This window comes from Streptomyces sp. NPDC020489, from assembly GCF_044386545.1.
Lineage (GTDB): Bacteria > Actinomycetota > Actinomycetes > Streptomycetales > Streptomycetaceae > Streptomyces.
Map to the genome: position 1 here is coordinate 1 of NZ_JBIRUZ010000007.1, position 24,927 is coordinate 24,927.

The following is a 24,927-nucleotide window of genomic DNA, read 5'->3' on the forward strand; positions in this document are numbered from 1 at the left end:
TGCACGATCGCGGCACCCGTGGTGGAAAGCGTGGCATCCTTGTCCGCCCCCGCCAACCGCGTGACGGTCCTCGGCAGACCCTTCGCCGCCTTCACCCCGCCGGTGAGATAGACCTGCCCGCCACGCCGGGTCAGCCCGGTGTCACCGAGCGGCCCGGACCCCAGCCCGGTCACCTTCCCCCCAGCCCAACGCCGTACCAGGGCCGACTCCCGCTCCTTGAGGCTGTCGCGCTGCACCCGCTCCAGGAACACATAACCGCCCCCGCCGTCCCGGCTGATGCGATACGGCACCGTGCCCGTGGCAGCCAGCCTCTCCTTACGGCCCCTCGCGTCGATCTCGACGAGCGTGCGCCCGGAAGCCGCAGCGATCCTCCCACCCCCGGCAGGCACCGCCGAGGTCACCTGCCCGGCCACCACAACCGGCGCAGCCGCCTCCCCGGTTGCCGCATCGACCCGGATCAACCGCGTCTTGTTCCGGTCCTCACCCGGGGACTGCGTCAACACCGCCGTCTCACCCGTGCCACACCCCGGGTTGTAATACGACAGCGAGGCATTGACTTTCAACTTCCGCACCGAACCGGTCACCAGGTCGACCACGGCCGTGAAACCGCCACGCGCCATCAACTTCGGATCATTGGTGAACGTACGCGGCGCATACACCACCACCGCCCGCTTCCCCGACCCGGTGACACACACATTCCCGATCCACTGATCCGCATCGAACCCCGGCTCAGCCAGCGACGCCAACGTCTTCCACGCGTAACCACTCTTCTCCGTCGCGGTCAGCAGATGAAAACCCTGCGCATCACCCGTCGTCGTCCAGGCAACATCCGCCGACGACCTGTAATCCAAACCGAGTACGTCGGCACGCTCACCCGCGGGCACCGAATCCGCACCCGGATCAGCCGACTTGACGGCCGCCTCGGCGCGGGCACCGGGCGAGGCACCCACCTCCGCCCAAGCCGTGGCCTGAAGCAGACCCGCCAGAATTCCGCCGGCGGCTATGAGGGCCAGCGGAGCTCGAGCTCGTCTGAGGCGTTGCCGTTGCGCTTGCCCTTGTCTTGGTCCTTGTCTGGGGCTCAACCACTCGTCCTTCCTGCTCTCCTGATACGCGTGCCGGGACGGCACGACTCGTCCGGCCCACGGGTGCGCGTGGCGGCGGGGCCGGAAGTTGGGGGGAGGGGGCGTATGCGGCGGAGGAGCGGGGACGGCGGCGTAGGACGTCTTCGTGTGGCGCGTCGTGGCACGTTGTCGTGTGACTCGTCGTAGGACGTCTTCGTGTAGCGCGTTGTGGAACGTCTTCGTGTGGTGCGTCGTACGGCGTTCCCGTAGGGGCGTTCTCGTGCTCGGAGACGAGTGCGTTGATCGTGCGTCAGGGACGCGCTAGGTGAAATCCCGCTGCTGAAGGCCCTGTTACGGCGATATTCGATCAGAGGGGGCGGCCATCTCTCAACGCGTGCACAGGAATTGACGTCATTACGCCAGGCTCGACGAGAAGGGTGACGAGGAGGGTGAGCGGAGACGCAGAAAGCCCCGCTTCCCTCTCCCTGGAGGGAGGAAAGCGGGGCTTTTCGTGCTCTGGGTCTGTCGGCCCTGTTCTCAGCCGGCCAGCCGCTTCTTCACCACGGCGGCGACACGGCCGCCCTCGGCGAGGCCGGCGACCTTCGGGTTCACGATCTTCATGACGGCACCCATGGCCCGCGGCCCCTCGGCACCCGCCGCCTTGGCCTCCTCGACGGCCTGGGCGACGATGTCGTTCAGCTCGTCGTCGGACAGCTGCTTGGGCAGGTACTCGGCGAGCACCTCGCCCTCCGCCTTCTCCCGCTCGGCGCTCTCGGCCCGACCACCCTGCGCGAAGGCGTCCGCGGCCTCCCGGCGCTTCTTCGCCTCCTTGGTGATCACCTTGAGGACCTCGTCGTCGGAGAGCTCACGCTTCTCCTTGCCCGCCACCTCCTCCTTGGAGATCGCGGCGAGGGCCATGCGCAGCGTCGAGGAGCGGAGCTCGTCGCGCTCCTTGATCGCGGCGGTGAGGTCTTCCTGGAGCTTCGACTTGAGCGTGGTGGTCATGTGACTGATTCTCGCAGGTGTGCGAGGCCGGACGCCCGTCGATTTCAGGGGCCGGCTCCAAGGGACGGCGGGCGACGGGGTACTTGCCGGGTCTGACACGATGGGACCCATGCGCGCGCGATACGGAGTACCTCTGTCGGTCGCGGCGGCTGGCGCCGCCGGTCTGGTGTATGCGGCGGGCTTCGAGGCCCGCTCCTTCCGTCTCCGGCGGGTGACGGTCCCCGTCCTGCCCAGTGGGATGCGGCCGTTGCGCGTCCTGCAGGTCTCCGACATCCACATGGTCGGCGGGCAGCGCAAGAAGCAGCGCTGGCTGCGCTCGCTGGCGGGTCTGCGCCCCGACTTCGTGATCAACACCGGTGACAACCTGTCCGACCCGGAGGGCGTGCCGGAGGTCCTGGACGCGCTGGGCCCGCTGATGGAGTTCCCGGGGGCGTACGTCTTCGGCTCGAACGACTACTACGGACCGAGGCTGCGCAACCCGGCGCGCTATCTGCTGGAGAAGATGAGCGGCCGCCACGGACTGAACGGCAACCCGCCCGCCGTGGGCGTGGTCCACAACCCGTGGGAGGACCTGCGGGACGGTTTCGACGCGGCGGGGTGGCTCAACCTGACCAACACCCGCGGGGTGCTGAAGGTCGAGGGCATGTCCGTCGAGCTGACCGGCCTGGACGACCCGCACATCAAGCGGGACCGGTACGCGGAGGTGGCCGGCGGACCGTCGTCCGCGGTGGACTTCTCGATGGGCGTGGTGCACGCGCCGTACCTGCGCGCCCTCGACGCCTACACGGCCGACGGCTACCCGCTTCTCCTCGCCGGCCACACGCACGGCGGGCAGCTGTGCATCCCCTTCTACGGGGCGCTGGTCACCAACTGCGACCTGGACACGGAGCGGGTGAAGGGGCTGTCGACGCACACGGCGGAGGGTCGGACGTCGTATCTGCACGTCTCGGCGGGGTGCGGGACGAACCGCTACACGCCGGTACGGTTCGCATGCCCGCCGGAGGCGACGCTGCTGACGCTGGTGGCGCGGGGTTAGGTGGGCGGAGGGGGTGGCTTCCGCGCGGGTGCTGGGCCCTGGGGTGACCCGCATGGGTGCCGGGCCCTTGGATAACCGGCACGGGTGCCGGACCGTGGGGGTAACCCGCACGGACCGCCCGTGTCGCCCCTTTTGTCCGATCTGCTTAGCGTGAGGGCATGACCGCCCCGATACCCAGGGACATCCCGGACCTTCCCGCGGTCCCGGGCATGCCCGCACTGCTGCCCTCCCCCGTCCCCGCCACGGCGGTGGTGGCCCCCGTGCGCCGCCCCCTGACCGCGGCGTACCGCCTGCTGGTCGCCCTCGTGGCCGCCGGGGCCGTGACGATCGACCTGATCCTCGGCAGCCCGACCCGCGTGCTGAGCTACTTCACGATCCAGAGCAACATCCTGCTGGCGCTGGTCTTCGTGGCGGCGGCAAAACGGGCATGGTCGGCCCGCCGCGCGCTGCCGGCGGCACTGACGGGCGCGACGCTGCTGTACGTCCTGATCACCGGCTCGGTGTACCACCTGCTGCTGGCCGAGGCGGCGAACCCGTTCTCGATGACAGGCGGCGCGACGGCTCCCACGGGCTGGCAGTCCCTGGCGAACCACGTCCTGCACACGGCGGTCCCGATCGCGGCGGTCGTGGACTGGCTGCTCCTGACCGCCCCCGGCCGCCTCCACCTCCGCCAGGCGGCGACCTGGCTCCTGTACCCCATGGCCTACCTGGCCTTCTCCTTCGCCCGAGGCGAACTGCTCCTGCCCGGAACACCGGGCCGCTACCTCTACCCCTTCCTGGACGTGGACCTGCACGGCTACAAGACCATCCTCGGCAACGCCCTCCTCCTCGGCCTCGCCTTCTACGCCCTCGCCGTCCTACTCGTCGCCCTCGACCACGCCCGCCCCAACCCGATCCGCCACCGCGCCCACCACCACCCCAAAACCGGATTTCGTCTCCAGCCACCAGTGGGCTAAAGTAAACGTCGTCGCCGCGACAAGCAGGACAAGCAGCGACATCGGGGTGTAGCGCAGCTTGGCAGCGCGCTTCGTTCGGGACGAAGAGGTCGTGGGTTCAAATCCCGCCACCCCGACAGCCAAAACAGCAGGTGAGGCCCTTACCGATTCGGTAAGGGCCTCACCTGTTTTCGCGTGCGTGTCTATCTGCGTGACTACCGCTTTGGGCTGCGCTCGAAGATGCCGTCCATGACCACGGCGCCGGTCTGGATCACGGGCCGGATCTGCTTGCGATAGACCTCCTCGGTGACCGCCGTACCGGAGTGTCCGACGAGCCGGGAGATCTCCTCCAGCGGGACGCCCCGGTCGGAGAGCAGCGACACGAAGCTGTGCCGGAGCTCCCGAGGAGTCCATTCGGCAGCGTCGACCCCGTCAACGCCTTTGAGCGCCTGGCGGAAGGCGCGGCGAACGTTGGCGGCGTCGAGTGGCTTGCCGACGGCCGAGGAGAAGACGAGGCCGTGTTCCTCCCAGGCGTCGTCGGCGGCGAGCCGATCCCAGCCCTGGTCTTCGAACTGCTGCCAGAGAGCTTCGACGCAGCGCGCCGGCAGGGCGAGGGTGCGCCGAGACTTTCGGGTCTTGGTGTCCCCGCTCCGCCTGACAGAGCGCCACACGGCGATGTGCGGAGGCTGCGGCGGATCGAAGTCGGGGCGCCCCTTCAGGAAGACGTGATCCCAAGTGAGGGCGCGCAGTTCCTCGGTACGGGCCCCGGTCAGCAGCGCGACGACGATGTAGGCGTACATCGAGGTTCCTTCGGCCCCCTTAAGTACCGCCTCAGCTTGGGTGAAGGTGAGTGCCTTAGACGGGCGCCCAGCCTGCCCCTGAGGTACCGAGCACAGCTCCACGACGTTGCGCTTCACCTTGTCTCGCGCCATGGCCCGCTTCACCGAGCGGTTCAGGCAGGAGTGAAGGCCCTGGAGTGTGCGAGTGCTGAGCGTCTTCGCCTTGATGGCCAGCCAGCGGTCTACGTCCTCCGCGCTGAGGTCACGGAGCTTGCGAGCGCCGAGTGAGGGAATGACGTGCTTCTGGCTAAGGAGCGTTGTGGTCTCGACGGTGCTCGGGTCGAGACCGGCCAGGCCGTAGGTAAGCCAGTCCGTCACCGCGTCTCTGACCGTGTAGTTGGTGGGAGCGATAGCGAGGCCATCTTCGTGATCCCGCAGCACCTCCTTGAGCTTGTTCTTCGCCTCCGTCTTGGTCTTGCCACTCCCCCGCTTCACGATTCGCTTGCCGCTCGGGTCGAAGCCGAGGTTCGCCGTGGCGATCCATCGCTGTCTCTTCTCATCCCAGTGCAGGCCACCATCACCGCGACTACGGCGCTTCGTCATCAGGCCGCTTCCGCAATCCGCGCACGGATGTAGTCCTGGACCGCGCTCTCTGGGATGCGCCGTGCACGCCCCTCCGTGATCGAGACCAGGCGCCTCGTACGGATCAGGTCGTAGACCTTGGTCCGGCTGAGCTTGAGCCGCGCCATGACCTCAGGAACGGTCAGTAGTGCGGCACTTGCTGCGGTCATGCTGCGACTCCTTCCAAAACGAGTCGATCTCGGAGAGCTTCACGGGCGGTTTCGCGGTTGAGTGCGAGGTCGTGGGCGATGGTGGCGGCGAGGGCGGATTCTCCGGGGGTGTGGCCGTGGCCGGCGTACTGCCAGTCGGCGAGGACGAGGACGGTGTCCGGCTCGATCTCGTCGAGGCCGAGGGCTTGGCGTTCCTGTGCGGCGCGGTAGTCGGCTCGGGTCTGCCGCAGTGCGCCGAGGGTGGTGGAGTAGCGGCGGGATTTGGAGCTGAAGTGGCCGCGGAAGCCGAGCATGTGGGCCCAAGCCCAGAGCCGGCGGTCGGGATACAACTTGTCGAGGTCGCGGCATGCGGTGATCAGGCGGCGGGCGTGGTCGGGCACGTCGTGGCGGTCGAGTTCGGCGAGTTCGCCGATGCGGCGGTCGAGGGTCCCGGTGTTCTCGGCTGCTTTGGTGGCGTACTTGGCGACGTAGGAGGCCACGGCCTGTTCCGTCAGCTCCGAGTCGTCGCCGAAGGCCTTGACGGAACGGATGTCGAGCTGTCGGCCCCACTTGAAGGTGCGGGCAGGTTGGTCACCGACCGGGGGGAGGCTGACGGTGGTGTAGGAGTGTCGGGCGGCGGCGCGGATGGCGTCGGTGAGCAGGTCGACGCTTGCCCAGGTGGGCGGGGTGTCTTCGGGGCCGTCGGGTCCGTCGAGGCGGATGACGGCGTGGAAGTGGATCGCGCCGCGTTTTTGGAATTCGGCGACCTTGCCGTAGGAGAGGCGGCAGGCCTCTTTGAGTTCGCGCTGTGAGAGGCCGGCGCGGGCGGCGATCTCGCGGCGGAGCCGGTTGGTGAAGCGCTGCCACAGCTCGCCCGCGTGATTGTTGAACAGCACCGCGCCCGCGTAGTCGTAGCGGTCGGGGTCGAGGGGGGTGCCGAGGGCGGGGTCGTCGTCGCGGTGGTGGCGTCCACAGCGGCAGCGTGCGTGGTCGGGTTGGTTGTGGACGGGGCCGAAGGAGGGGGCGGTGAGGGTGGCGAAGACCCAGGGATGGTCGCGGACGGCGCTGGGGATGTTGCGGTCGGGTGCTCCGGCGAGGCCGGCGCGGATGAGGTGGTAGGTGTCGCCGGCGTAGGTGTAGGCGCAGGAGGGGCAGCGGGAGGCACGGCGGTTGCCGCAGGCGACGCGGAGTCGGCTGCCGGGTTCGCCGGCGGTGGTGTAGTGGTGCAGCACCTGGCCGGTGGTCTTGTCGGTGTGGGTGGTCCAGCCTTGCAGGTGGATGGGGTCGGCGCAGCCTCCGGTGCGGTGGATCTGGTGTTGCCAGCGCTCGAAGTCGGGGGCGGAGGCCACCCGCAACAGGTCGTTGAGGGTGGCCGGGTCCATCAGAGGGTCAGGCACGGGCGGCCTCCCTGACCTGGTCGAGCAGGGCGGGGGCGGGGGTCCACAGGCCGCGCGCGCCAGCCCAGGGGACGGGGCGGGTCAGGCGGTGGACGTCGGTGAGGTGCCAGTGCCACTGTCCGGGGGCGGACCACAGGGTGCACATGCCGTCGTCGGGGTGGCAGTCGTCGAGGCGGGCCCAGCCCAGGACGGCGCTGATGGGCTGCGGGCGGTTGAGGAAGGGGCGGGCCATGACGGCGTACTTGGCGGCGGGGTCGGGGGTGGCGCCGGCGTGGAGGAGGAGCCAGCCCCGGTAGTCGGTGGCCCAACGCCGGTTCTCGATGCGCTTGGTGCCGTAGACGATGGCGGAGGCCCAGGGCTGCCACAGGGTCAGGGCCCGTACTTCGGCCCGTTCGGAGGTGGTCATGCGGCCACCTCCAGCGCGGCGGGTGCGAGGGCGCCCAGGACGGCGGTGGCGAGCGGGGGCGGGACGGCGTTGCCGATCTGCTGGAACTGCTTGGTGCGTGAGCCGGCCCACGGGTAGTTGGCGGGGAAGCCCTGGAGAACGGCGGCTTCCTCGAGGGCGAGGCGACGGATGGGCGTACCGTCCGCGTCGATCCAGGCGACGTGGTTCATGGCCTTGCCGAACAGCAGCGTCGAGGCGGGTTGGTCGAGGCGCCGGCGAGTGGCGGTGGGACGGCTGCCGACCTTGAGCAGCCAGGACCGAGCGCGGCCGGTGACCGCCCAGGACGGGCCGGTGGTGGGGAAGCGGCTGCCGCCGGTGGTGTGGTTCCCGCGGGTGTGGACGATGGCGGGCGGGCAGCCCAGGACGTCGCCCATCGTGCGCCACGGGAGCAGGCCGGTGCCGAACAGGTCGTCGGGGGTGCCTCCGTCGGCGTGGGTGGGCTCCGGAGGCAGAGCCGGATGGGTGCGGGAGGCGAGCAGGATGGCGCGGCGGCGGGTCTGCGGTAGGCCGAAGTCGGCGGCGTTGAGGATGCCGGTCCACGTCGAGTAGCCGACGCCGGCCAGGAGGCGGGCGGTGTGCTCGAACAACGGGAGTACCGCGGGGACTTGTTCCAGGGCGACCCAGTCGGGGCGCAGGTCCAGGGCGTAGCGCAGGGGCTCGACAACGAGGAGGGAGCGCGGGTCGGTGCAGGCGACGCGCAGCGCCGCGCGGGTGTCGTGGCCGTGGGCGAGGTCGTCCAATCCCTGGTGGCACAGCGGCAGGTCGTCGTTTCCGGCGCGCAGGCCGGCGGTGCTGAAGGTCTGGCAGGGTGCTGAGCCGATGAGGCCGGACACCTTCCCGAGAAGCGGGGCGGTGGGGTAGACGGCCACGTTGGCACGAATGGTGGTGTGGCCGGCGGCGGCGCGCGTCTGGCACACGGTGGCGTCGATCTCGATGCCCACCTCGCGGATGCCGATCTCGCGCAGTCCGGTGGACCAGCCGCCGGGGCCGGCGAAGAGGTCGAGGACGCTCATGCGGCCACCTCCACACCCGCTGCCGTGAGGTGGGGGCGCAGGGGCACGGTGCCGGTGCCGTGGCAGGTTGCGCAGTCGATGTGGAGCAGGGCGCGGGTGCCGTCACGGTGGCGGGTGCCGGAGGCTATGGCGGCGGTGGCGAAGCCGTCGCAGTTCGGGCAGATCCGCGTTGTGGTGCTGGTGGCCGGGTTGGGGCCGGGCATGATGGAGGTTCCTTCCGGTTGAGAGATCGGATAGGGACGGCGCCCGGAGCGGACGAAACTTGGCGGTAGAGGCCGCTCCGGGGGCCGGTCAGCGTCGGGTGTCACTCGCGAGGATCGAGCGGATGACCAAGGCGCAGATGGCGACCGACGCGCCGGTGATGGCGACCGCGAGCAGCATGGAAACGAGGACGGCGCCGACGACGAGCACGACGGCGGTACCAGCTCCGGCCACGGCGACGACGGCGCCGGGCGTGAGCTGGATCGTGGGCCGCGACGGCACCTGTGCCGGAGCCATGGGAGCGGGCGGCTGGGTCGGGGTGCCGGGGGTGACGCTGGTCGGCTGGATGACGGCGGGCGGGGTGCTCAGCCCGGTCGGTGTCGGGTTGACCGGGACCTTCGGTCGGATCATGGCGGAGTCTCCTTACTTAGTTGCGGTGTCGATGGCGGGGGCGAGGAAGCTGTCGGCGAGGAGGTAGCCGCCGATCAGCAGGACCAGGACGAGCCACCAGGGCGGGCGAACGAGCTTGACGCCGACCAGCCCGAGGCAGGCGATGAAGAACCACAGCGGCACAGACACGGTGTGATCTCCCTTCACCGGACGGGGCAGCGGTGGCCGCGTGCGGCGACCATGGCGGCCTCGTAGGAGTCGTAGGCGGCCGACCAACCGCAGTCCTCGGCTTCGCAGGCGGCGACGTACTTCATCTCGCCGGTACGGTGGTCAGGTCCGCCGCCGATCGCGATGGCGCCGACGCGGTGCATCTCGTTCCAGATCTGGTAGAGACCCATGAGGGGTCAACTCCTCTCCGATTCAGGTGAGTTGGGCAGTGATGGCGTCCGCCATGGGGGCGGGGATGCCGAGGCGGGCGCGCAGGGTGGCGGTGTCGATCGGGGTGCCGGTGCGAGCCGTGTGATCAGCGGCGATCTTGCGGGCGTGTTCGACCAGAGCGGCCGGAACCGGTACAGAGGAAGTAGGAGCGGGAGCCGGATCGGCGACGGACAGAGCGGGAGGCTCCTCAGCCGGCTGCACTGCCGTCTTGGGTTCCGGGGCCGACGCGGTTTCGCGTTCGACGTCGAGGACTGACGGGGCGGGGAGCGGGATCGTGTCATCGGTGTCAGCGAACCGGTCGGGGGCGTGGGCGAGGAGGGTGCCTCCGAGGAAGGCGAGGGCGGGCCAGCCGGCGACGCCGAAGCGCAGCCAGGCGGGCGGATGTTGAAGGTCGAGGAAGCCTGCGGTGGCGACGTTGGCGCCGAGCGATGCGAACAGGGCGATGAGGAACCAGCACCAGGCCAGCCGGGACGGGCCGTCCGCGCGCAGTCGTCGCCATGCGGCCACCAGGAGCAGGTCGACGGAGACGGGGTAGGCCCAGGCTTTCCAGCCGGTCTGGCCGGCGGCGGCGGCGAGGTCGTGCAGGTGGGCGAAGGACAGGGCACCGGCGATCACGGCCTGTACGAGCACGGCGTCCGGGCGGATCGAGCGGGTCACGGGTCTTCACCTCCTTCAGGTGGTTAGGCCAAGGTGGGGCGGGGATCAGGTCCGGCCGCCCCGTCCTGGCGGGTTCAGTCGGTAGGGGCTTCGCCGGAGCCGAGGCAGGCCAGGCACAGGCCGGTCTGCTTGCCGACCACGCGCTGACTGCGGCCGACCCGGACCGTGCGGGAGACCTCTCCGGTGCCCTCGCAGGTCCCGCACGGGGCGGGGCCCGGCTTCGGGGCGGTGGTCTTGCGGCGGGTGGCCGGCTTCTTCGCGGCGGTCACGGGGTCCACCCCTCGCCGGGGTATTCGGGGCCCTCGGTGGGGTCGTAGCCGGGCGGCAGGAAGCCGGGCGGCGGCTCCGGCAGGGACGCGGCGAGCGAGGGGCCGACGAGTTCCACGAACAGCAGGTCAGCGCCGCCGGCGTCGGCGTACAGGGCCAGGGAGCCGAGCATCCGCACGGTGCGGGCGAAGTCATCGCAGCGAGGGCACATGGCAGGCTCTCCCTCCTTTCGGGCATGGCTCGGGTAGGGATCTGGCGCGAAGGCGGTCGCGCCGACCGTGGAGCGGGGAGGGTTCAGGCGGCTTCGGTCACCGCGGGCGCCTCGACGGGCGCGAGGTCGAGCAGCGGGCGGAAGCGGACCAACTCCGGGAGATCCGGGACCAGATGCGCGTACTTGTTGCAGGCCGAGACGGCTTGCCGCATCGTCGTGTGCGGGGTACGGATGCGCACCCATTCACCGGTGGAGTAGCCGACCACGGCCATCCCGCGCCGTTCGTTGGGGATCTGGATGGCGGCGAACACGGCGTGGGGGGAGATGTCGCCGAACGCCATCTTGGCGGTGGATTCGTCGTTGACGCGGTGCACCATCCGCCCGGTGAGCTGGGCGCGGAGCATGGTGATGCCGTCGCCGAGTTCGGAGCCGAAGCGCTGGCCGTAGATGTCGAGGAAGATGCCGGCCGCACGGCCGAGTTGGGCGAGGCGGACCAGGGCTTTGACGATGCGGTCGCGGCGCGGGTCGTTCTTCTTCGTGCTCAGCGCGAGTTCGGCGATCTCGTCGATGGTGACCACGATCGGCACCGGCCGCAGGTCTTCGGGCAGGTCCCAGATGTTCGCGGCGATGTCCGCATCCGGGGTGTCCGCGCTGATGCGCTGCTCGCGGCGGATGACGTCGTAGATGACTTCCATCCGGGCGATGAGGGCTTCGAGGAGATCGGCGGCATCGTCGGGGTTGTCGACCAGCGCGGAGAACCGGCGTGCGAGCGGGCCCAGTTCCACGCCCTTCTTGCAGTCGATGCCGACCAGCGCGACCGGTTGCGGGGCGAGTTCCTTGATCAGGGTGCGTTGGGTGACGGACTTGCCGGTGCCGATCGCACCGACCGTGATCGAGTGCGGCACCTGTCGATAGTCGCGGTAGTGCACACTGCCGTCCTCGACCAGCGCGAGCGGAATCTTCAACAGACCACGCTCGACCGTGGCCGGCATCTGCACCCGCTTGAGGACGTCATAGCCGGTCAGCGTGACCTCGATGACACCCGGCTTGATCTCGCGGGAGCTGACCTGATGGACACCGAAGGAGTGCCGCAGCCGATCCGAGGCGGCGGCGAACTCGAACGCGTCCTGACCGGGCCACAGCCTGATCCGTAACCGCAGACCGGTGCGGGTCGGGCGGATCCACAACAGGCGCGGCACCCGCTGCGGCGGAACCGGCTTCTTCATCCAGCGGGCCAACGCCCGACGCATCCGCGAAGCGGGCATGGTCAGGTGACAGGCCTCCATGACCGAGGCGTAGCGCCAACGCACCCGCACCACGGCGAGGACGATGCCGAAGCTCAGCCAGTACCAGACCGGGCGGCGCCACTTCAGCAGCAGCGCCAGCGCGACCAGGACCGCTAACGCGATCAGCAGCTTGGTCACGGCGATCAGCCCTTGCCGTTCGAGCCGGCCGGGGTGAGCCGCTTCGCTGCAACCGCGATCGCACGGTAGGAGATGCCGTGCCCGAAGTCGTTCTCCCACGGACGGGCCACCAGCCCCGGCAGCTCAACCGGCATACCCGGCATGAGGTCGGTCTGAATGCCGTCCTCAGCGACCACGATCGTCACGGCGTCCGGACGACCGTCCACGATCACGGCGACGTTGACGTTGTAGAGCACCTTGCCCGACTGCTTGTCCACGGCGATCTCACCGGTCTCACGGTTCTTGACCTTCTTCTCCGGAACCTGGATCAGCATGACCGTCATCGCGGACGTGTCGACGGGAATCTGACGCATGAGCTTTGCTCCTAGAGTTGAGCGTCTTGACGTACTTAGTACGTCAACTTAGATTCGAGGATGCACCTGTACCACTTGGTGTGTCAAGTAGTGCTCTCGACTCTTGTCGGTCCGATGTGCTGCACTTGGTACAACAACCGCGGAGAGGGGCTATGACCGAGTTCACCGGGCGTGCGGCGTACTTGCAGATCGCCGACGAGTTCAAGGGCAAGATCCGGGATGGGGACCTGGCCCCGGGTGACAAGCTGCCTTCAGAGTCCGAGCTGATGACTCGTCACGGCGTCTCACGTACCGTCGCCCGGCAGGCGATCTCTCGTCTACGTGAGGATGGCTATGCCATCTCTCATCAGGGCAAAGGCAGCTTCGCAGCCCTGCCAGGTGAGGGTGTGGAGTCGAAGCGAAGCCCAGAGTTCGAGCAAATCACCAAGTACCTGTCGGAGGTTCGCCAAGACGTGCGCCGTCTTGCCGAGCGGATGGAACAGCTCGAAGATCTTGTGAAACAGCAGGGGCAAGTGAAGTAATCACTGCCTCGGCACGACGTGCCAGCGCGGTCATGTCGTCAACAAGTCCCTCGATTTGGCGGACCAGTTCCAGCCGTTCCTGCGGGGTCAGTGCCATCGTGTCCCCCTCTTCGCACGTTCGAGCCGACAGCCCCTCCGGTAGTCAGCAACGCTAGGACCGAAGCGATGCGCTACCCCGGAAAAACTCTCCGGGGTCGCTTGAGGAGACGGGGGGACGCTCGTTCCATGCGAGGAATGACGACGAACCTGACGATCGGCGAGCGAGTTGCTTGGTACCGCCGCCGGCGCGGAATCTCCCAGGAAGTCCTGGCTGGCCTGGTCGGCCGTACCGTCGACTGGCTCAGCAAGGCCGAGAACAACAGGCTAGAGCTGGACCGTCTCTCGGTCATCAAATCTTTGGCCGACGCGCTGGACGTGACACTCGGCGACTTGCTTGCCGAACCGACCCTCGTGGACTGGACGGCAGACAGCGGGACCCGTACCGTTCCCGCGCTGCGATCAGCGCTGATGAACTATCGACAGCTCACACCACTGTTGGGGGTGCCCACAGATGGTGAGCCGACGGCACTCGACGAGCTGCGAGCGAGCGTCTCCGAGGTGTGGGATGCCTACCAAGACTCGCGATACGGGTTCGCGACTCGCCGTCTGCCACTCCTGCTCGCCGACGTGCTCATTGCTGCCCAAGCGTACGAAGGCCGAGACAGGGAGCGAGCGCACGAGTTGATGGCCATGACTTACCAGAGCGCTGCCATGGTGCTCACCAAGGTCGGGGAAACGGATCTCGCCTGGATCGCGGCGGATCGCGGCCTTGCCGCGGCACAGCAGTCCGGGAATGAGGTCGTTACGGGATCTCTCTTCCGGTCCGTGGCGCACTGCCTGCTGTCCAACGGCAGGTTCGACGCTTCAGTGCAGCTTGTAGGCGATGCCTCGGACTACCTCCGACCAGGTCTCGAAGACGCCAGTCCGGAGTTCCTGTCGATCTACGGAACGCTCTTTCTCGCCGGCTCGATGGCAGCGGCCCGCGCCGAAGAGCGAGAGACGACCCGAGAGTTTCTCGCCGAAGCCGACCGGGCCGCGCAGCGGCTCGGGCATGACGCCAACCACGTATGGACTGCGTTCGGGCCGACGAATGTTGCGATTCACCGTGTGGCCACGTCGGCGGAACTCGGAGACATGCAGGTCGCCGTCGATCTCGGACCGCAGATTGATACCAGCGCCCTGCCAACCGAGCGGCGCACACGGCACAACCTCGAAGTGGCCCGAGCTCTCAGCGCGAACAACCGAGTCGACGACGCTTTGTCGATGATCCTTGAAGCGGAGCAGTGGGCGCCGGAACAAGTTCGGAGCCATTACCTCGCACGAGAGCTCGTGCTCACTTGGGTACGGAACCAACGTGGTCGACCGAGCCGTCCGATGGCAGAGCTGGCCAACCGGCTGCATGTCATCTGACATAGGTACGCTCGGCCGCATGGCCTTGAACGAACATGAAGCAAGGATGGCGCATCCGCGTATGGCAGCGGGTGCGCTCTTCTTTGATGCCGCAGGGCGCGTCCTGATGGTCGAGCCCACGTACAAGGACTACTGGGACATCCCTGGCGGGTACGTCGAGACGGGGGAATCCCCCCTTCAAGCAGCCACCCGCGAGGTGCGAGAAGAGCTGGGGATCACTCCTCCCCTGGGGCGCTTGTTGGCCGTCGACTGGGCACCCAGCGACGCCGAGGGCGACAAGGTCTTGTACCTCTTCGATGGCGGTCAGCTCAGCTCAGAAAGCCTTGCCGAAGTGACCTTGCAGGCGGACGAGTTGAAGGCGTTCGAGTTCCTGTCGCCCCAAGAGATCAGCAAGAGGGCGATCCCGCGACTAGCCCGAAGGATCTTGGCCGCAGTTGAAGCCCGATCAGGGGCCGCACCGATCTACCTCGAACACGGGCAGCAGCCAGGAAGCGCGGCCCCCTAACCCATGACGAAACGCGCTGACCCTGGCGCGGCGAGCGCGGTAGAACTTTCCCTACTTCATCAAGGCTCGCTGCGCTCGCGGCCGGCCATCCTCAGCCGCGGACGCCGACCGCCCCTTGCCTTGGGCCCTGGACCCGGTGACGCGGGTACGCCCGCGGGGAACCGCCGCCGCGATCCGGCCTAGGAGGGGAGAACCCTTCAGCACCCGTAGGGCCGCACAGCGCACGGAGCACGAGACACCCCATCAAGACCATTAGACCCGGGCAGCCCAACGAAGTCGGGATCGATCCAAGTACCGAGGGCCGCACACACGGGGCGGCGCCGGCCGGCCGCCGCCCCGCTGCCTCCATGCCTCCGTCACCGGCTGCGTGTCGCCGTCCGTCCGTCGCCGCCCTCAGCGGCCAAGAACCAAGCACCGTGCCATGAGGTACAGGGGATTGCCGCACAGCAGGCCAAAGACGCTTTGTGTTACCGAAGAGGCCGGATCGCGGCGGCGGTTCCCCGCGGGCTACCTCGCTACCGGGGCCGTTGCCCCGTGGCTGGGGCGGTCGGCTCCGCGACTTTAGCCAGCCACTTTGGCGCGAGCCTCGAAGATCATGGCCCCAACGTCGTGCTTTAACGGGCAGGTCCACAGACTGCCCGACTCGCCATGAGCTTACGGGGCCATGATCACTCGCGCCAAAGCAGCTCCCGGCCAAAGTCGCTACGCCAACCGCGCTCTCATGGCCTCGCTAGACTATCGTCTCGATAAAATCTGTCAGCGACTCCAGGTCATGCTGCCAATAAACCCAGAGGCCGTCCATATTCTGTGCCCTTTCCAGGCATGAGAGATCAAAGGAGCCGGCCAATACGGCAACCGTCATCACCTGGGTGCCGAAAAGTTGACGCCAAGTCTCAGACTTGCCGCCGCATTCACGAATCAGCCGCTTCCAAGAGTTTTTTGGGCCATTTGAAACCTTGCACTCGACCGCTAGAAGGCGTCCGTCTCTCAAGCGAATGGGAACATCGCATTTCGCTCCGGCCACCTTTCTTTCCTTTGAAAAGTGGCCACGTTTCAAGACATCCAGGACGTCGATGTCACCTCTTTGGCCATCTAGTACGTACCCGATGCTTTCTAGAGCCTCGGCGACTTCGGCTTCCTGACGCTTACTTGCCGTTCCTCGCCGACGTGTTCGCAATAGTTCCAAAGCCAGAAGCGCTGTGGTCGCCATGATTGCGGACTCGCGCTCCGTATCGTTCGGTCGCCGGCCCTCTGCGACCCAGGAAAAACGAACAGGATCCAGGACCTCGCGAATCACGTCAGCGGTTTCATCGCCAAGATCTGCTGGAACGGTTCGAAACTTTTGCCCAACGAGTGTCCAAAGATCCTCTTCGCTTACTGGAGGGGCACAAACATATCGAAGAATACGCCAAATAGTGGGGTCGTATATAAAAGCTTGGCCGTCCAGATTGAGGAGATCGTCGGTCACCTCTAGTGCTTCTCGGACCCGAGGCTCGACTTCTCGATACACATCCTCAAAGGCGCGGGGCCCTTCATCTTTACGCTCTTTCCGGAAGAGCTGCTCCGAACACGCTCGCCCTTCTACTAATTCCGACGTAGACCACTTCGAAGGGAACTTCCACGTCTGAGCCATCCCCCACTAACCTGCCATTTCTCGTTGCTTTCGCGCGGCAGCCCTATGCTCGCCGTTTGTCTGATGTTCCATGGCGGTGTAAGCCATCCATTTATGGAACTCAGGAGGCCAAGGCGCAGACTTGGGAGCGGCCTTCTTGTTCGAGCTAATGGATTGCATGAGCATCAGTCCCATTTTTTCCGCCACGTCGGCCTGTACAGCATTGCCGATCTGGCGAAACCTGCTGGCGACTGTGCCCTGGAACTCCCACTCTCGGGGAAACCCTTGTAGTGCTGCGCATTCACGCCAAGTGATCCGACGCAAGGTGCCGTCTTCAAGACGGACCCAGTCCGGGGTAGTAGCAGCGCGGATCGTTCGCGCCGGCATGTCGAGGTCAGCAAGAAAACGATCCTGCCTATAACCCCAATGACCGCTGGGTCGGTTGGCTTCAACAATTCCACCCGACTTAACACCTGTACCTGGACTCAGCCCTTTCAGTTCCTCCACCAGGGAACCAGAGGGATAAACGACATCCTCAGGCTTAGGAGTTGGCTGGCCAGAAAGAAACTCGCCAAGTGTCACCCACGGCTTCACATCGCCAATAAGGGTGTCCCCCACAAGCCTTCCATGTGTGGGTTCCGGGAAATCGGGAAGAATGCGATCCTTGGACGCAATCATAAACAGCCGGATCCGGCGTTGTGCAGCTCCGAAGTCGGCAGCATTGAGCAACTTGAAGCGCGTAGCGTAACCAATTTCTTCGAAGGAGGACCGGATGAGTCGTAGAACTCCTCCCGGTTCTCCATTCGGGTCTTTTGCCGTAACGAGGCCACGGACATTTTCAAAAAGAATTAGTCTCGGCTTCAGCTGTTCGGCAAGGCTGACGAACTCCAAAAAGAGCTTGCCCCGAGGATCCTCGATGCCCCGCTGTCGACCAGCAGAGCTAAAAGGCTGGCACGGAGGCCCGCCGGCCAGAACGTCAGGGCGCCACCGACTCGTTGCACCCTCCGGTCGCAAATCCGCAGCCTTGAGTTCTGCTGCAGGGACATGGAGAAGCCGGGCGCCTTCCAAGTGGAATCGCCCCTCATGGCCGCGCACCGGAACATTGGATTCCTGTACCTTCTGCAGAGTCTTCATGCAGTTGGCGTCCATATCGGTCGCGCTGACAGTGTGGAACCCAGCACGTTCTAGGCCGAGGTCAAGCCCACCCGCTCCCGAGAAGAGCGAAACGAGTGTTGGCTTCCTTTCGCTATTAGGTGTAGTCAAGGGGCCCTCGCTGACTCTCAGTGGTTCGGACCGGCGGTGCAGCTGGTGGAGTTGCTGCCGCACTGGACGACTATGGATGCTACCGGGGCCAGCCGTCAGCGTGATGCGATAGGTGGCATCGTGTTGCAGGAAGGCCGATGCGCGCGTTGCCGACACTGGCAGAACGTCTGCGTATCCACAGCACACAGCAGCAGTTCAGGTAGCGCAGCGGGCAAGATGGTGTAACCTAACCGTTTCCTGACACTTCGTCATAAGAAGTCTCTGCGTCCCTACGCGGCTGAGCTGCCCCCGGGCTTCGCCGTCGTTTGTGGCTGCTGGCGGACACGTTCAGCCACGTGCTCGGCTGCGACGGTCGGATCCTCGTGCTCCCAGACGCGAATAACTGTCCATCCAGCGTCTACCAATTGGCGATCAGTGTCAGCATCCCGTTCTCTATTCTTGCTTATCTTGCGCGCCCAGTAATCACTATTCGTTACAGAGGCGAAGTAGTGTTTGGGACAGCCGTGCCAGAAACATCCATCAAGGAAAACGGCGACTTTAGCCCTTGTGAATACCAAGTCAGCTGTCCGGCGCAGATGCGGCAGTGGCCGAATGCTCACGCGATACCTAAGACCGCGCGCATGGATGGCGCGCCGAAGAGCCAATTCAGGACGCGTATCGCGACGTGGGGTGCGCTGCATCCTTGCCCGCACTTCATCGCTGGATGCCCAAGATATATAGGAACGACTCATGTTGCAGCCTAGCCAAGGTATTTAGTCAAAATGTAGTAGCCGTATCGACCGGCGCCTGCCGAACGTGTCTCTTGCAGGCTAACTGACAAGCCGAGCTGACCCGAACGGAGGTGCGTCATGGGCAATCGACGGGTAAGCGAAAGCTCTGGCGATCAACGAAACGACTGTAGAGAGCGCCCTTACTCGGAAAACTGGATCTTCTTCGCGGTCGGTGTGGTGCAGCACGCGGAAGTACAGCAACCGTGTCGGCCACAGCGGCCAACCCCTGTCTCGAGCCCCGTGGATGCTCAGAAGCCTTGACCGGGGTGACCGTCGCTGGATGCATCGGGGTGGTGCTGAGTGTCTAACTGCGTGACAACGCCGACGAACAACGGCGGACGAGCACGAACGTCTGCGGACCATCAGCCCAGGTGAGCGCCACGCCAGCCCAAGCCACCGCCCCCACCCAAGTTGCTTCGGGACGAAGAGGTCGTGGGTTCAAATCCCGCCACCCCGACAGCCAAAACATCAGGTCAGGCCCGGTGCTGAGAGATCAGCGCCGGGCCTGATTGTTTTGTAGCCCTGTTTTGGCAGCCAACTGAGTGTGGTGCCTTGAGATCCGGCTCCTGGTGGTTCCCCCCGGGGAGCGGTCGTCTGCCTCCTCTCGGCGCGGGCCTGCTCCGGGTGGCTGGTGAGGACGGCACCGAGTGGAACGGGATCCGTCTGGCGCGCAGGCGTGTGATCACCAACGTCGAGAGCATGCTCGCCGCGCGTCTCGAGTCAGGCGCCACACGGGCCGCCGATCAACCGCGGACCAAGGTCAACGGATTTGACCGTGGCCGTCACGCTCGTCGGCACAGTTGAAAGGTGTGTTGGTGGGGATCTGGCGAACCATCGTCTGGCATCCGCGCGGCTGTAGATCCTGGCTCACGACGCAGGGCTGTTGGCCGCGCTGCGCGAGGTCAACGGCGCCGGCGAGGCTCTGGGAGCCTGCTGGCGACGCGGGGCACGGAAGAGGTCGAGTATCGAGCCCGGCGAGACCGGTGCCGTGGAGCCTGGACTCGTTCATCGAGCGGGGCAGTCGTGTGATCGGGAAGCGCCTGGAGCGTCCTTGACTGGCCTCCGCGCCACACCCGCACCAGGCGTGGCGTGATGGGGCATGCCGCGCAGGGGCCACGTTGGTCACAGATACGCAAAACCACACCTCGGCAGGACCAGCAGCTATGGGATGTCACTTCCGACCCCGCCCTCGGGGCTCCTACTGCCGTAAAGGAACTGCGCAGATGACTCAGCCCGGAGCAGTGGTCCTGACCAAGGCCTCGCCCACGGTCTCGTTGGACAAGCACGGTGTGACCTCGGGGCTGATCCGGGTCAACCTCAACTGGACCTCGCCGCGGGCGACGGCAGAGCGGGAAGCCCGGGAGGTGAGTGGCGGTTGGTTCAGGAGGATGCGGGCCTCCTTGAAGGCGAACGCGGCCAAGGATGTGGATCTCGATCTGGGCTGCATGATCAGATGCAGTGACGGCAGCAAGACCGTCGTGCAGGCCCTCGGCAACGCATTCGGCGCAGTGGATCGCTTTCCCTACGTCGCGTTGGACGCGGACGATCGGACCGGCACCCGCTCCGCAGGCGAGAACCTGGTGATCAATCTCGACCACCAAGCCGAGTTCTCCAAGCTCTTGCTCTTCGTCTACATCTACAGCGGTTCGGTGGACTTCCGGGGTCTCGACGCAGTAGTGACCCTCACTTCGGATCGCGGCGACCGCTTTGAAGTGCGACTGGATGAATGCCCGCCGCAAGGCCATGCGTGTGCGATCGCCATGATCAAGCGTCAGAAGACGCAGCTCGTCGTGGAACGTGAGGTGAGGTGGTTCACCCCGCAGGACGGCCCTGCCATCCACGACGTGATCTCGCGTGCCTATCGGCTCGGCATGAAATGGACACCCGGACGGAAGTAGCTCGCCCGTCGCAAGCCGGTACCTCGGCGATCTCGCCACCGCTCCGGCGGCCGAGGAGATCCTCGACGGGGTCCTGGCGGGGTACGCGCTCTGGCGGGGTACGCCGACTGACCCCCGCCGGGTCACCCCAGCCCCCGGGTACTCCGGATACGCGCCGATTGCCCGCCCCCGGGTCCCCAAGACCCCCCACCCCCACCAACCCCGCCGCTCCCCCGCCACCCCCCGTAGCCTTGGCCGCAGGCGTACCCCCGAAAGGACCCCGCATGATCATCTTCGGTACCAAGGGCTATCTCTACCAGCTCGCGATACTCACCCTCGTGTGCGGGCAGTGCGGCAACCCCTCCGCGCACACGCTCCGCAAGCGCGTCACCAAGTTCACCTTGTTCTTCGTGCCGTTGTTCCCGTTCTCGACGAAGTACTCCACGCAGTGCACCTTCTGCGGTGCGGAGCAGAAGATCACCGGGGAGCAGGCGGAGCAGCTCCAGGCACAGGCGCAGGGCGCCGGTGGGCAGCAGGCTTACGGGCAGCCGCACCAGCAGCCGTACCAGCGGTGAGCGGTCCCGCCCGACCTCACTTGTTCCACGTCTCGTCGTACGGGTCCGGCGGCGCCGTCACCGGGCGGGAGCTCGTGACCTTCAGATACGGGATCGGGCCGTCGTTGACCGGGTCCTCGGTGCGCTCGGGCGTATAGGTGCCGGTGACCTCCAGCCAGGCGTCCGGGCGCAGGACGGGCGGGATCGTGCCGGTGAGCGCGATCTTCACCGGCTGGGCGTCCGCCGCGCAGCAGTTGAGGGCCATGCGGACCAGGTAGGCGTGCCCGGCGGAGTCCATCGCGACAAAGCCGGTGACCTTGATCTCGCGGCCGGCCAGGGACTTGCCGTGGTCGTAGACCGCGCGGCCCGCGTAGTCGGCGACCCCGAGGCGCAGCGGGCCCTCGGCAGGCAGGTCCTCATAGCCGTAGGCCTGCTGCAGAGCCGTACCCGTGCGCATCGCGCTGTACGAGCCGAGGGCCGGCGGGGCGACCAGGACGAGGGCGAGGAGGGGGAGGATCAGGAGCCAGGACACCCGGGGTTCCGGATGGTGGTCCTCGCCATGGCCACCCTCGTCCCCCTCATGCTCCTCGCCCTTGCCTCGCCGCTCGTACCACAGCGTGGCCGCCGCCGCGGCGATCAGGACCGCTCCGGAGAGCAGGAGCAGCGGGCGCAGGCCCGCCTTGACGTAGCGGAGGTAGAGGTCGGTGCTGCCCGCGTGCAGCAGGGTCGCGCCGAGCAGGAACATGACCGCCGACTGCGCGTGCCGGTTCACAGCAGCACCGCCCCGACGGCGACCGACACCAGGACGGCCAGGACGAACGTGGCGGGGGCGAACCGCAGCGCGAAGCCGCGGCCGAAGGTGCCGGCCTGCATCGCGAACAGCTTCAGGTCGATCATCGGGCCGACCACCAGGAACGCCAGCCGCGCGGTGAGCGAGAACTGCGACAGCGAGGCCGCCACGAACGCGTCCGCCTCCGAGCAGATCGACAGCAGGACGGCCAGTACGGCGAGGGCGAGCACGGAGACGACCGGGTTCCCCGCCGCCGTACGCAGCCACTCCTCCGGTACGACCGCCTTCAGCGTCGCCGCCGCCATCGCCCCGACGACCAGGAAACCGCCGGCGTGCATCACGTCGTGCCGGACCGAACCCCAGAACGCCACTCCCCTGCCCTGACCCTCGTACGACGCGCGGGCCGGTGGGCGCAGCCAGTCGGCGCGGCCCACGCGCAGCCACAGCCAGCCCATCGCGCACGCCACGACGAGGCTGGCGACCAGACGGGCGAGGACCATCTCGGGGTCGTTCGGGAACGCGACCGCCGTCGCCGTCAGCACGATCGGGTTGATCGCCGGGGCGGAGAGGAGGAAGGCTAGCGCGGCGGCGGGTGTGACGCCCCGGCGGACCAGCGCCCCGGCCACCGGGACGGACGCGCACTCGCAGCCCGGCAGCACCGCGCCCGCCGCGCCCGCGACCGGCACCGCCAGGGCGGGGTGCCTGGGCAGCACACGGGCGAAGAAGGACGCCGGTACGAACACCGCGATCGCCGCCGAGAGCAGCACCCCGAGCACGAGGAACGGCAGTGCCTGCACGACCACCGCCACGAACACCGTCATCCAGCTCTGCATCACCGGGGCGGCGAGCGCCCCCCTGATGGGGCCCTGCAACAGGAGCACCAGGAGGAGGAGCATCGTGAGCAGGAGGGGGGAGTCGAGGTGACGCCCCTGCCGGTCGTCGCGGAGGCGTCCCTGCCGGTCATCGCGGGGGCGCGCCTGCCGGTCCTCCAGGGAGCGGGTCCGCTGATCGTCGGGCGGGGGCGCGCCAGGCAGGGCCGGGGGTGCCGGCGCGCGGTTCGGCGGCGGCTTGGTGGTGGCCACGGGCGAGGTACCTCCCGAAGGGTGCTGGTTTCCCTCCCCTCCAGTACGGCGGGCGGGGGGCGGACGTTCAGTCGCGACCTCGGTGGTCTGTGGCACCTCCCGTCCCGGTGCGGCACTCTTCTCCCTTGTGGGGAGCGTTCCGAACCAGGGTCAGCACAGTGCTGCCGCCACGCACATGGTGGTCTGCGGCGACGACGGGCTCGCGCATCGGCTGGCCGCCGAGTTGCGGGGCGTGTACGGGGAACAGGTCACGCTGGTCGTGCCGGCGTCCGAACGGAGTGTGCGGCCACCGGTCGTCGGGCGGGCACGGGCCGCCTCGGCGGCCCTGCTGGACCGGATGGTGAGCGCCGCCGGCGGAGGTGGTCGGGCCGGTACGGGTGAACCCCCCGGTGGGGAAAGGCTGTTGGAGGCCGGCGAGGCGACCGAGGCGGTGCTCGCCGACGCCGGGGTGGAGCGGGCCGCCGCCCTGGCGCTCGTGTACGACGACGACGAGACCAACATCCGTGCCGCGCTGACCGCCCGGCGCCTCAACCCCCGCCTGCGGCTCGTACTGCGGCTGTACAACCGGCGGTTGGGCCAGCACATCGAGGAACTCCTCGACCAGGCCGCGGCCCTGGCCTCCGGCGACGGCACCGACGCCGACTCCCCGTCCGGCTCCGCCCTCGACGCCTCTACGACCGTCCTGTCCGACGCCGACACCGCCGCGCCGGCGCTCGTGGCCAGTGCCGTCGCCGGGACCAGCAAGGTCGTACAGACCGACGGGCTGCTGCTGCGGGCGGTGGAGCGGGCACCCGGAAGCGGCGGTGCCGGGCTCGCCACGCTGGCCCTGCTGTCCGCGAACGGCAACGGCACGGCGGGGCCCGACGGCTCCGCTCCGGGCGGCACCGGCGAGCACGGGCCCGAGCTGCTGCCGGACGCGGAGGCGGTACGGGCGGCCGAAGGGCGCGGGACCGTGGTGCTGGAGCAGGTGTCGTACGCGGCGCCCGACGGCTCCGCGGGCCGCGGCGTCGTGCCCCCGTTCGCCTCGCTCTTCTCGCGGCGGCTTCGGTGGTCGCTGGCCGGGATGGTGGGGTGCGTGGCCGCGCTCGCCGTCGCGCTGACGGTGGTGACCGGGGAGCATCCGCTGTACGCGACGTACATGACGCTGCTCGATCTCTTCGCCATCAACGATCCCGCGCTCGGGGCGTCGATCGGGCGTCAGGTGCTTCAACTCCTCGCCGGACTCGTCGGGTTGCTCCTGCTGCCGGTGCTGCTCGCCGCCGTGCTGGAGGCGCTGGGGACGTTTCGGACCGCGTCTGCCCTGCGCAAGCCGCCGCGGGGGCTGAGCGGGCACGTGGTGCTGCTCGGGCTGGGGAAGATCGGCACCCGGGTGCTGACGCGGCTGCGGGAGCTGCACATCCCGGTGGTGTGCGTGGAGTCCGATCCGGAGGCGCGGGGGCTCGCCACGGCTCGGCGGTTGCGGGTGCCGGTGGTGCTCGGTGACGTCACCCAGGAAGGGGTGCTGGAGGCGGCGAAGGTGCACCGGGCGCATGCGTTGCTCGCGGTGACCAGTGCGGACACGACGAACCTGGAGGCCGCGCTGTACGGGCGGTCCGTGCGGCCGGACCTTCGGGTGGTGCTGCGGCTGTACGACGACGACTTCGCCACCGCGGTGTACCGGACCCTGCGGGCCGCGCATCCGCAGGCCTCCACGCGGAGTCGGAGTGTGTCCCATCTGGCCGCGCCCGCGTTCGCCGGGGCGATGATGGGGCGGCAGATTCTGGGGGCGATCCCTGTGGAGCGGCGGGTGTTGCTGTTCGCGGCGATGGAGGTGGGCGGGCATCCGGAGCTGGAGGGGAAGACGGTGGGGGAGGCGTTTCGGGCGGGGGCGTGGCGGGTGCTGGCGTTGGACACGGCGGTGTCCGGGGGGCGGGAGGAGTCGGTGGTGGCGGGGGCGTCCGAGGAGGTCGGGGCGGGTGGGGGGTTGGTGTGGGATCTGCCCGACACGTATGTGCTGACGGGGGCGGATCGGGTGGTGCTGGCGGCTACGCGGCGGGGGTTGGCGGAGTTGTCCGGGCGGCGGGGGCGGCGGGAGCCTGCCGGGGCGTAGGTGGGGCGCCGGGGAGTTTTTCGCCCCCGCCGC

The 24,927-nt window shown here is 67.8% G+C and carries 28 protein-coding genes, 1 tRNA gene and 1 pseudogene; 9 read left to right on the forward strand and 21 right to left on the reverse strand.

Annotation, left to right across the window (positions count from 1 at the left end; genetic code table 11):
• Both ACH41F_RS19640 and ACH41F_RS19645 read right to left on the reverse strand, forming a co-directional pair.
• Window positions 1–950: pseudogene (locus ACH41F_RS19640) on the reverse strand (hypothetical protein); the annotation flags it as partial.
• A 648-nt stretch (window positions 951–1,598) separates the two neighbouring features.
• A complete protein-coding gene (locus ACH41F_RS19645; RefSeq protein ID WP_391233035.1) occupies window positions 1,599–2,066 on the reverse strand; it encodes a GatB/YqeY domain-containing protein in 468 nt (155 codons plus the stop codon).
• Between the two features lie 109 nt (window positions 2,067–2,175).
• On the opposite strand from ACH41F_RS19645, the gene ACH41F_RS19650 reads away from it, so the two are divergent.
• The 3 genes from ACH41F_RS19650 to ACH41F_RS19660 all read left to right on the forward strand — a co-directional run bounded on the left by ACH41F_RS19650 (window position 2,176) and on the right by ACH41F_RS19660 (window position 4,174).
• Entirely contained in the window at window positions 2,176–3,102 is a 927-nt protein-coding gene (locus ACH41F_RS19650; RefSeq protein ID WP_398836743.1) for a metallophosphoesterase, read from the forward strand.
• Window positions 3,103–3,260: 158 nt separating this feature from the next.
• Window positions 3,261–4,058 carry a Pr6Pr family membrane protein gene (locus ACH41F_RS19655; protein ID WP_391233038.1) on the forward strand — a complete coding sequence of 266 codons (798 nt, stop codon included), beginning with the start codon at window positions 3,261–3,263 and terminating at the stop codon, window positions 4,056–4,058.
• Between the two features lie 42 nt (window positions 4,059–4,100).
• Window positions 4,101–4,174 (forward strand) — tRNA-Pro (locus ACH41F_RS19660).
• A 78-nt stretch (window positions 4,175–4,252) separates the two neighbouring features.
• Here the strand turns inward: ACH41F_RS19660 and xerC are convergent.
• From xerC to ACH41F_RS19730, 14 genes are all read right to left on the reverse strand, one after another.
• Entirely contained in the window at window positions 4,253–5,419 is a 1,167-nt protein-coding gene (gene xerC / locus ACH41F_RS19665) for a tyrosine recombinase XerC (protein ID WP_398836744.1), read from the reverse strand.
• A complete protein-coding gene (locus tag ACH41F_RS19670) occupies window positions 5,419–5,607 on the reverse strand; it encodes a helix-turn-helix domain-containing protein (RefSeq protein ID WP_398836746.1) in 189 nt (62 codons plus the stop codon). The genes xerC and ACH41F_RS19670 overlap by 1 nt, the downstream gene beginning before the upstream one ends.
• Window positions 5,604–6,968, reverse strand: coding sequence for a replication initiator protein RepSA (gene repSA, locus ACH41F_RS19675; protein ID WP_398837041.1), 1,365 nt, complete (start codon window positions 6,966–6,968; stop codon window positions 5,604–5,606). Before repSA ends, ACH41F_RS19670 begins: the two co-directional genes overlap by 4 nt.
• Window positions 6,969–6,975: 7 nt before the next feature.
• Entirely contained in the window at window positions 6,976–7,389 is a 414-nt protein-coding gene (locus ACH41F_RS19680; protein ID WP_398836747.1) for an ASCH domain-containing protein, read from the reverse strand.
• Window positions 7,386–8,441, reverse strand: coding sequence for a DNA cytosine methyltransferase (locus ACH41F_RS19685; protein WP_398836749.1), 1,056 nt, complete (start codon window positions 8,439–8,441; stop codon window positions 7,386–7,388). The genes ACH41F_RS19680 and ACH41F_RS19685 overlap by 4 nt, the downstream gene beginning before the upstream one ends.
• Window positions 8,438–8,644 (reverse strand): hypothetical protein, encoded by a 207-nt coding sequence (locus ACH41F_RS19690; RefSeq protein WP_398836751.1) that lies wholly within the window; start codon window positions 8,642–8,644, stop codon window positions 8,438–8,440. Before ACH41F_RS19690 ends, ACH41F_RS19685 begins: the two co-directional genes overlap by 4 nt.
• A gap of 88 nt (window positions 8,645–8,732) precedes the next feature.
• On the reverse strand, window positions 8,733–9,053 hold the full coding sequence (locus ACH41F_RS19695) for a SpdD-like protein (RefSeq protein ID WP_398836752.1): 321 nt from the start codon (window positions 9,051–9,053) through the stop codon (window positions 8,733–8,735).
• A 12-nt stretch (window positions 9,054–9,065) separates the two neighbouring features.
• On the reverse strand, window positions 9,066–9,221 hold the full coding sequence (locus tag ACH41F_RS19700) for a hypothetical protein (RefSeq protein ID WP_212672659.1): 156 nt from the start codon (window positions 9,219–9,221) through the stop codon (window positions 9,066–9,068).
• 14 nt (window positions 9,222–9,235) lie between these two features.
• Window positions 9,236–9,430: a mobile element transfer protein gene (locus tag ACH41F_RS19705; protein ID WP_398836754.1), complete on the reverse strand. Its 195-nt coding sequence runs from the start codon at window positions 9,428–9,430 to the stop codon at window positions 9,236–9,238.
• A gap of 22 nt (window positions 9,431–9,452) precedes the next feature.
• Complete coding sequence (locus ACH41F_RS19710) at window positions 9,453–10,127, reverse strand: DUF2637 domain-containing protein (protein ID WP_398836755.1); 675 nt, start codon at window positions 10,125–10,127, stop codon at window positions 9,453–9,455.
• Between the two features lie 74 nt (window positions 10,128–10,201).
• Window positions 10,202–10,396 carry a hypothetical protein gene (locus ACH41F_RS19715; RefSeq protein ID WP_398836757.1) on the reverse strand — a complete coding sequence of 65 codons (195 nt, stop codon included), beginning with the start codon at window positions 10,394–10,396 and terminating at the stop codon, window positions 10,202–10,204.
• Window positions 10,393–10,605 (reverse strand): hypothetical protein, encoded by a 213-nt coding sequence (locus ACH41F_RS19720; protein ID WP_398836758.1) that lies wholly within the window; start codon window positions 10,603–10,605, stop codon window positions 10,393–10,395. The genes ACH41F_RS19715 and ACH41F_RS19720 overlap by 4 nt, the downstream gene beginning before the upstream one ends.
• 83 nt (window positions 10,606–10,688) lie before the next feature.
• On the reverse strand, window positions 10,689–12,029 hold the full coding sequence (locus tag ACH41F_RS19725; protein ID WP_398836759.1) for an FtsK/SpoIIIE domain-containing protein: 1,341 nt from the start codon (window positions 12,027–12,029) through the stop codon (window positions 10,689–10,691).
• A 5-nt stretch (window positions 12,030–12,034) separates the two neighbouring features.
• Window positions 12,035–12,382 carry a hypothetical protein gene (locus ACH41F_RS19730; protein ID WP_398836760.1) on the reverse strand — a complete coding sequence of 116 codons (348 nt, stop codon included), beginning with the start codon at window positions 12,380–12,382 and terminating at the stop codon, window positions 12,035–12,037.
• Between the two features lie 152 nt (window positions 12,383–12,534).
• On the opposite strand from ACH41F_RS19730, the gene ACH41F_RS19735 reads away from it, so the two are divergent.
• The 3 genes from ACH41F_RS19735 to ACH41F_RS19745 all read left to right on the forward strand — a co-directional run bounded on the left by ACH41F_RS19735 (window position 12,535) and on the right by ACH41F_RS19745 (window position 14,857).
• Window positions 12,535–12,903 carry a winged helix-turn-helix domain-containing protein gene (locus ACH41F_RS19735; RefSeq protein WP_398836761.1) on the forward strand — a complete coding sequence of 123 codons (369 nt, stop codon included), beginning with the start codon at window positions 12,535–12,537 and terminating at the stop codon, window positions 12,901–12,903.
• A 234-nt stretch (window positions 12,904–13,137) separates the two neighbouring features.
• Window positions 13,138–14,352, forward strand: a complete 1,215-nt coding sequence (locus tag ACH41F_RS19740) for a helix-turn-helix domain-containing protein (protein WP_398836763.1) — start codon at window positions 13,138–13,140, stop codon at window positions 14,350–14,352.
• 19 nt (window positions 14,353–14,371) lie between these two features.
• A complete protein-coding gene (locus ACH41F_RS19745; protein WP_398836764.1) occupies window positions 14,372–14,857 on the forward strand; it encodes an NUDIX domain-containing protein in 486 nt (161 codons plus the stop codon).
• A gap of 730 nt (window positions 14,858–15,587) precedes the next feature.
• Here ACH41F_RS19745 and ACH41F_RS19750 read toward each other — a convergent pair.
• From ACH41F_RS19750 to ACH41F_RS19760, 3 genes are all read right to left on the reverse strand, one after another.
• Window positions 15,588–16,325 carry a XamI family restriction endonuclease gene (locus ACH41F_RS19750; protein WP_398836766.1) on the reverse strand — a complete coding sequence of 246 codons (738 nt, stop codon included), beginning with the start codon at window positions 16,323–16,325 and terminating at the stop codon, window positions 15,588–15,590.
• A gap of 171 nt (window positions 16,326–16,496) precedes the next feature.
• Window positions 16,497–17,918, reverse strand: a complete 1,422-nt coding sequence (locus tag ACH41F_RS19755) for a DNA cytosine methyltransferase (RefSeq protein ID WP_398836768.1) — start codon at window positions 17,916–17,918, stop codon at window positions 16,497–16,499.
• Between the two features lie 83 nt (window positions 17,919–18,001).
• Window positions 18,002–18,463 carry a very short patch repair endonuclease gene (locus ACH41F_RS19760; RefSeq protein WP_398836770.1) on the reverse strand — a complete coding sequence of 154 codons (462 nt, stop codon included), beginning with the start codon at window positions 18,461–18,463 and terminating at the stop codon, window positions 18,002–18,004.
• Window positions 18,464–19,725: 1,262 nt separating this feature from the next.
• On the opposite strand from ACH41F_RS19760, the gene ACH41F_RS19765 reads away from it, so the two are divergent.
• Together ACH41F_RS19765 and ACH41F_RS19770 are read left to right on the forward strand one after the other, a co-directional pair.
• Window positions 19,726–20,400, forward strand: a complete 675-nt coding sequence (locus ACH41F_RS19765) for a hypothetical protein (RefSeq protein WP_391233056.1) — start codon at window positions 19,726–19,728, stop codon at window positions 20,398–20,400.
• Between the two features lie 263 nt (window positions 20,401–20,663).
• The gene (locus tag ACH41F_RS19770) at window positions 20,664–20,954 is read left to right on the forward strand and encodes a zinc-ribbon domain-containing protein (RefSeq protein ID WP_391233059.1); all 291 of its coding nucleotides are present in this window, start codon (window positions 20,664–20,666) and stop codon (window positions 20,952–20,954) included.
• Between the two features lie 16 nt (window positions 20,955–20,970).
• On the opposite strand, the gene ACH41F_RS19775 is transcribed toward ACH41F_RS19770, so the two are convergent.
• Both ACH41F_RS19775 and ACH41F_RS19780 read right to left on the reverse strand, forming a co-directional pair.
• Window positions 20,971–21,705: a TIGR03943 family putative permease subunit gene (locus tag ACH41F_RS19775; RefSeq protein ID WP_398836772.1), complete on the reverse strand. Its 735-nt coding sequence runs from the start codon at window positions 21,703–21,705 to the stop codon at window positions 20,971–20,973.
• Window positions 21,702–22,715, reverse strand: coding sequence for a permease (locus ACH41F_RS19780; protein ID WP_391233655.1), 1,014 nt, complete (start codon window positions 22,713–22,715; stop codon window positions 21,702–21,704). The genes ACH41F_RS19775 and ACH41F_RS19780 overlap by 4 nt, the downstream gene beginning before the upstream one ends.
• Window positions 22,716–22,980: 265 nt before the next feature.
• Here ACH41F_RS19780 and ACH41F_RS19785 point away from each other — a divergent pair, with 265 nt between their 5' ends.
• A complete protein-coding gene (locus ACH41F_RS19785) occupies window positions 22,981–24,894 on the forward strand; it encodes an NAD-binding protein (protein WP_391233656.1) in 1,914 nt (637 codons plus the stop codon).
• Window positions 24,895–24,927: the final 33 nt, after the last annotated feature.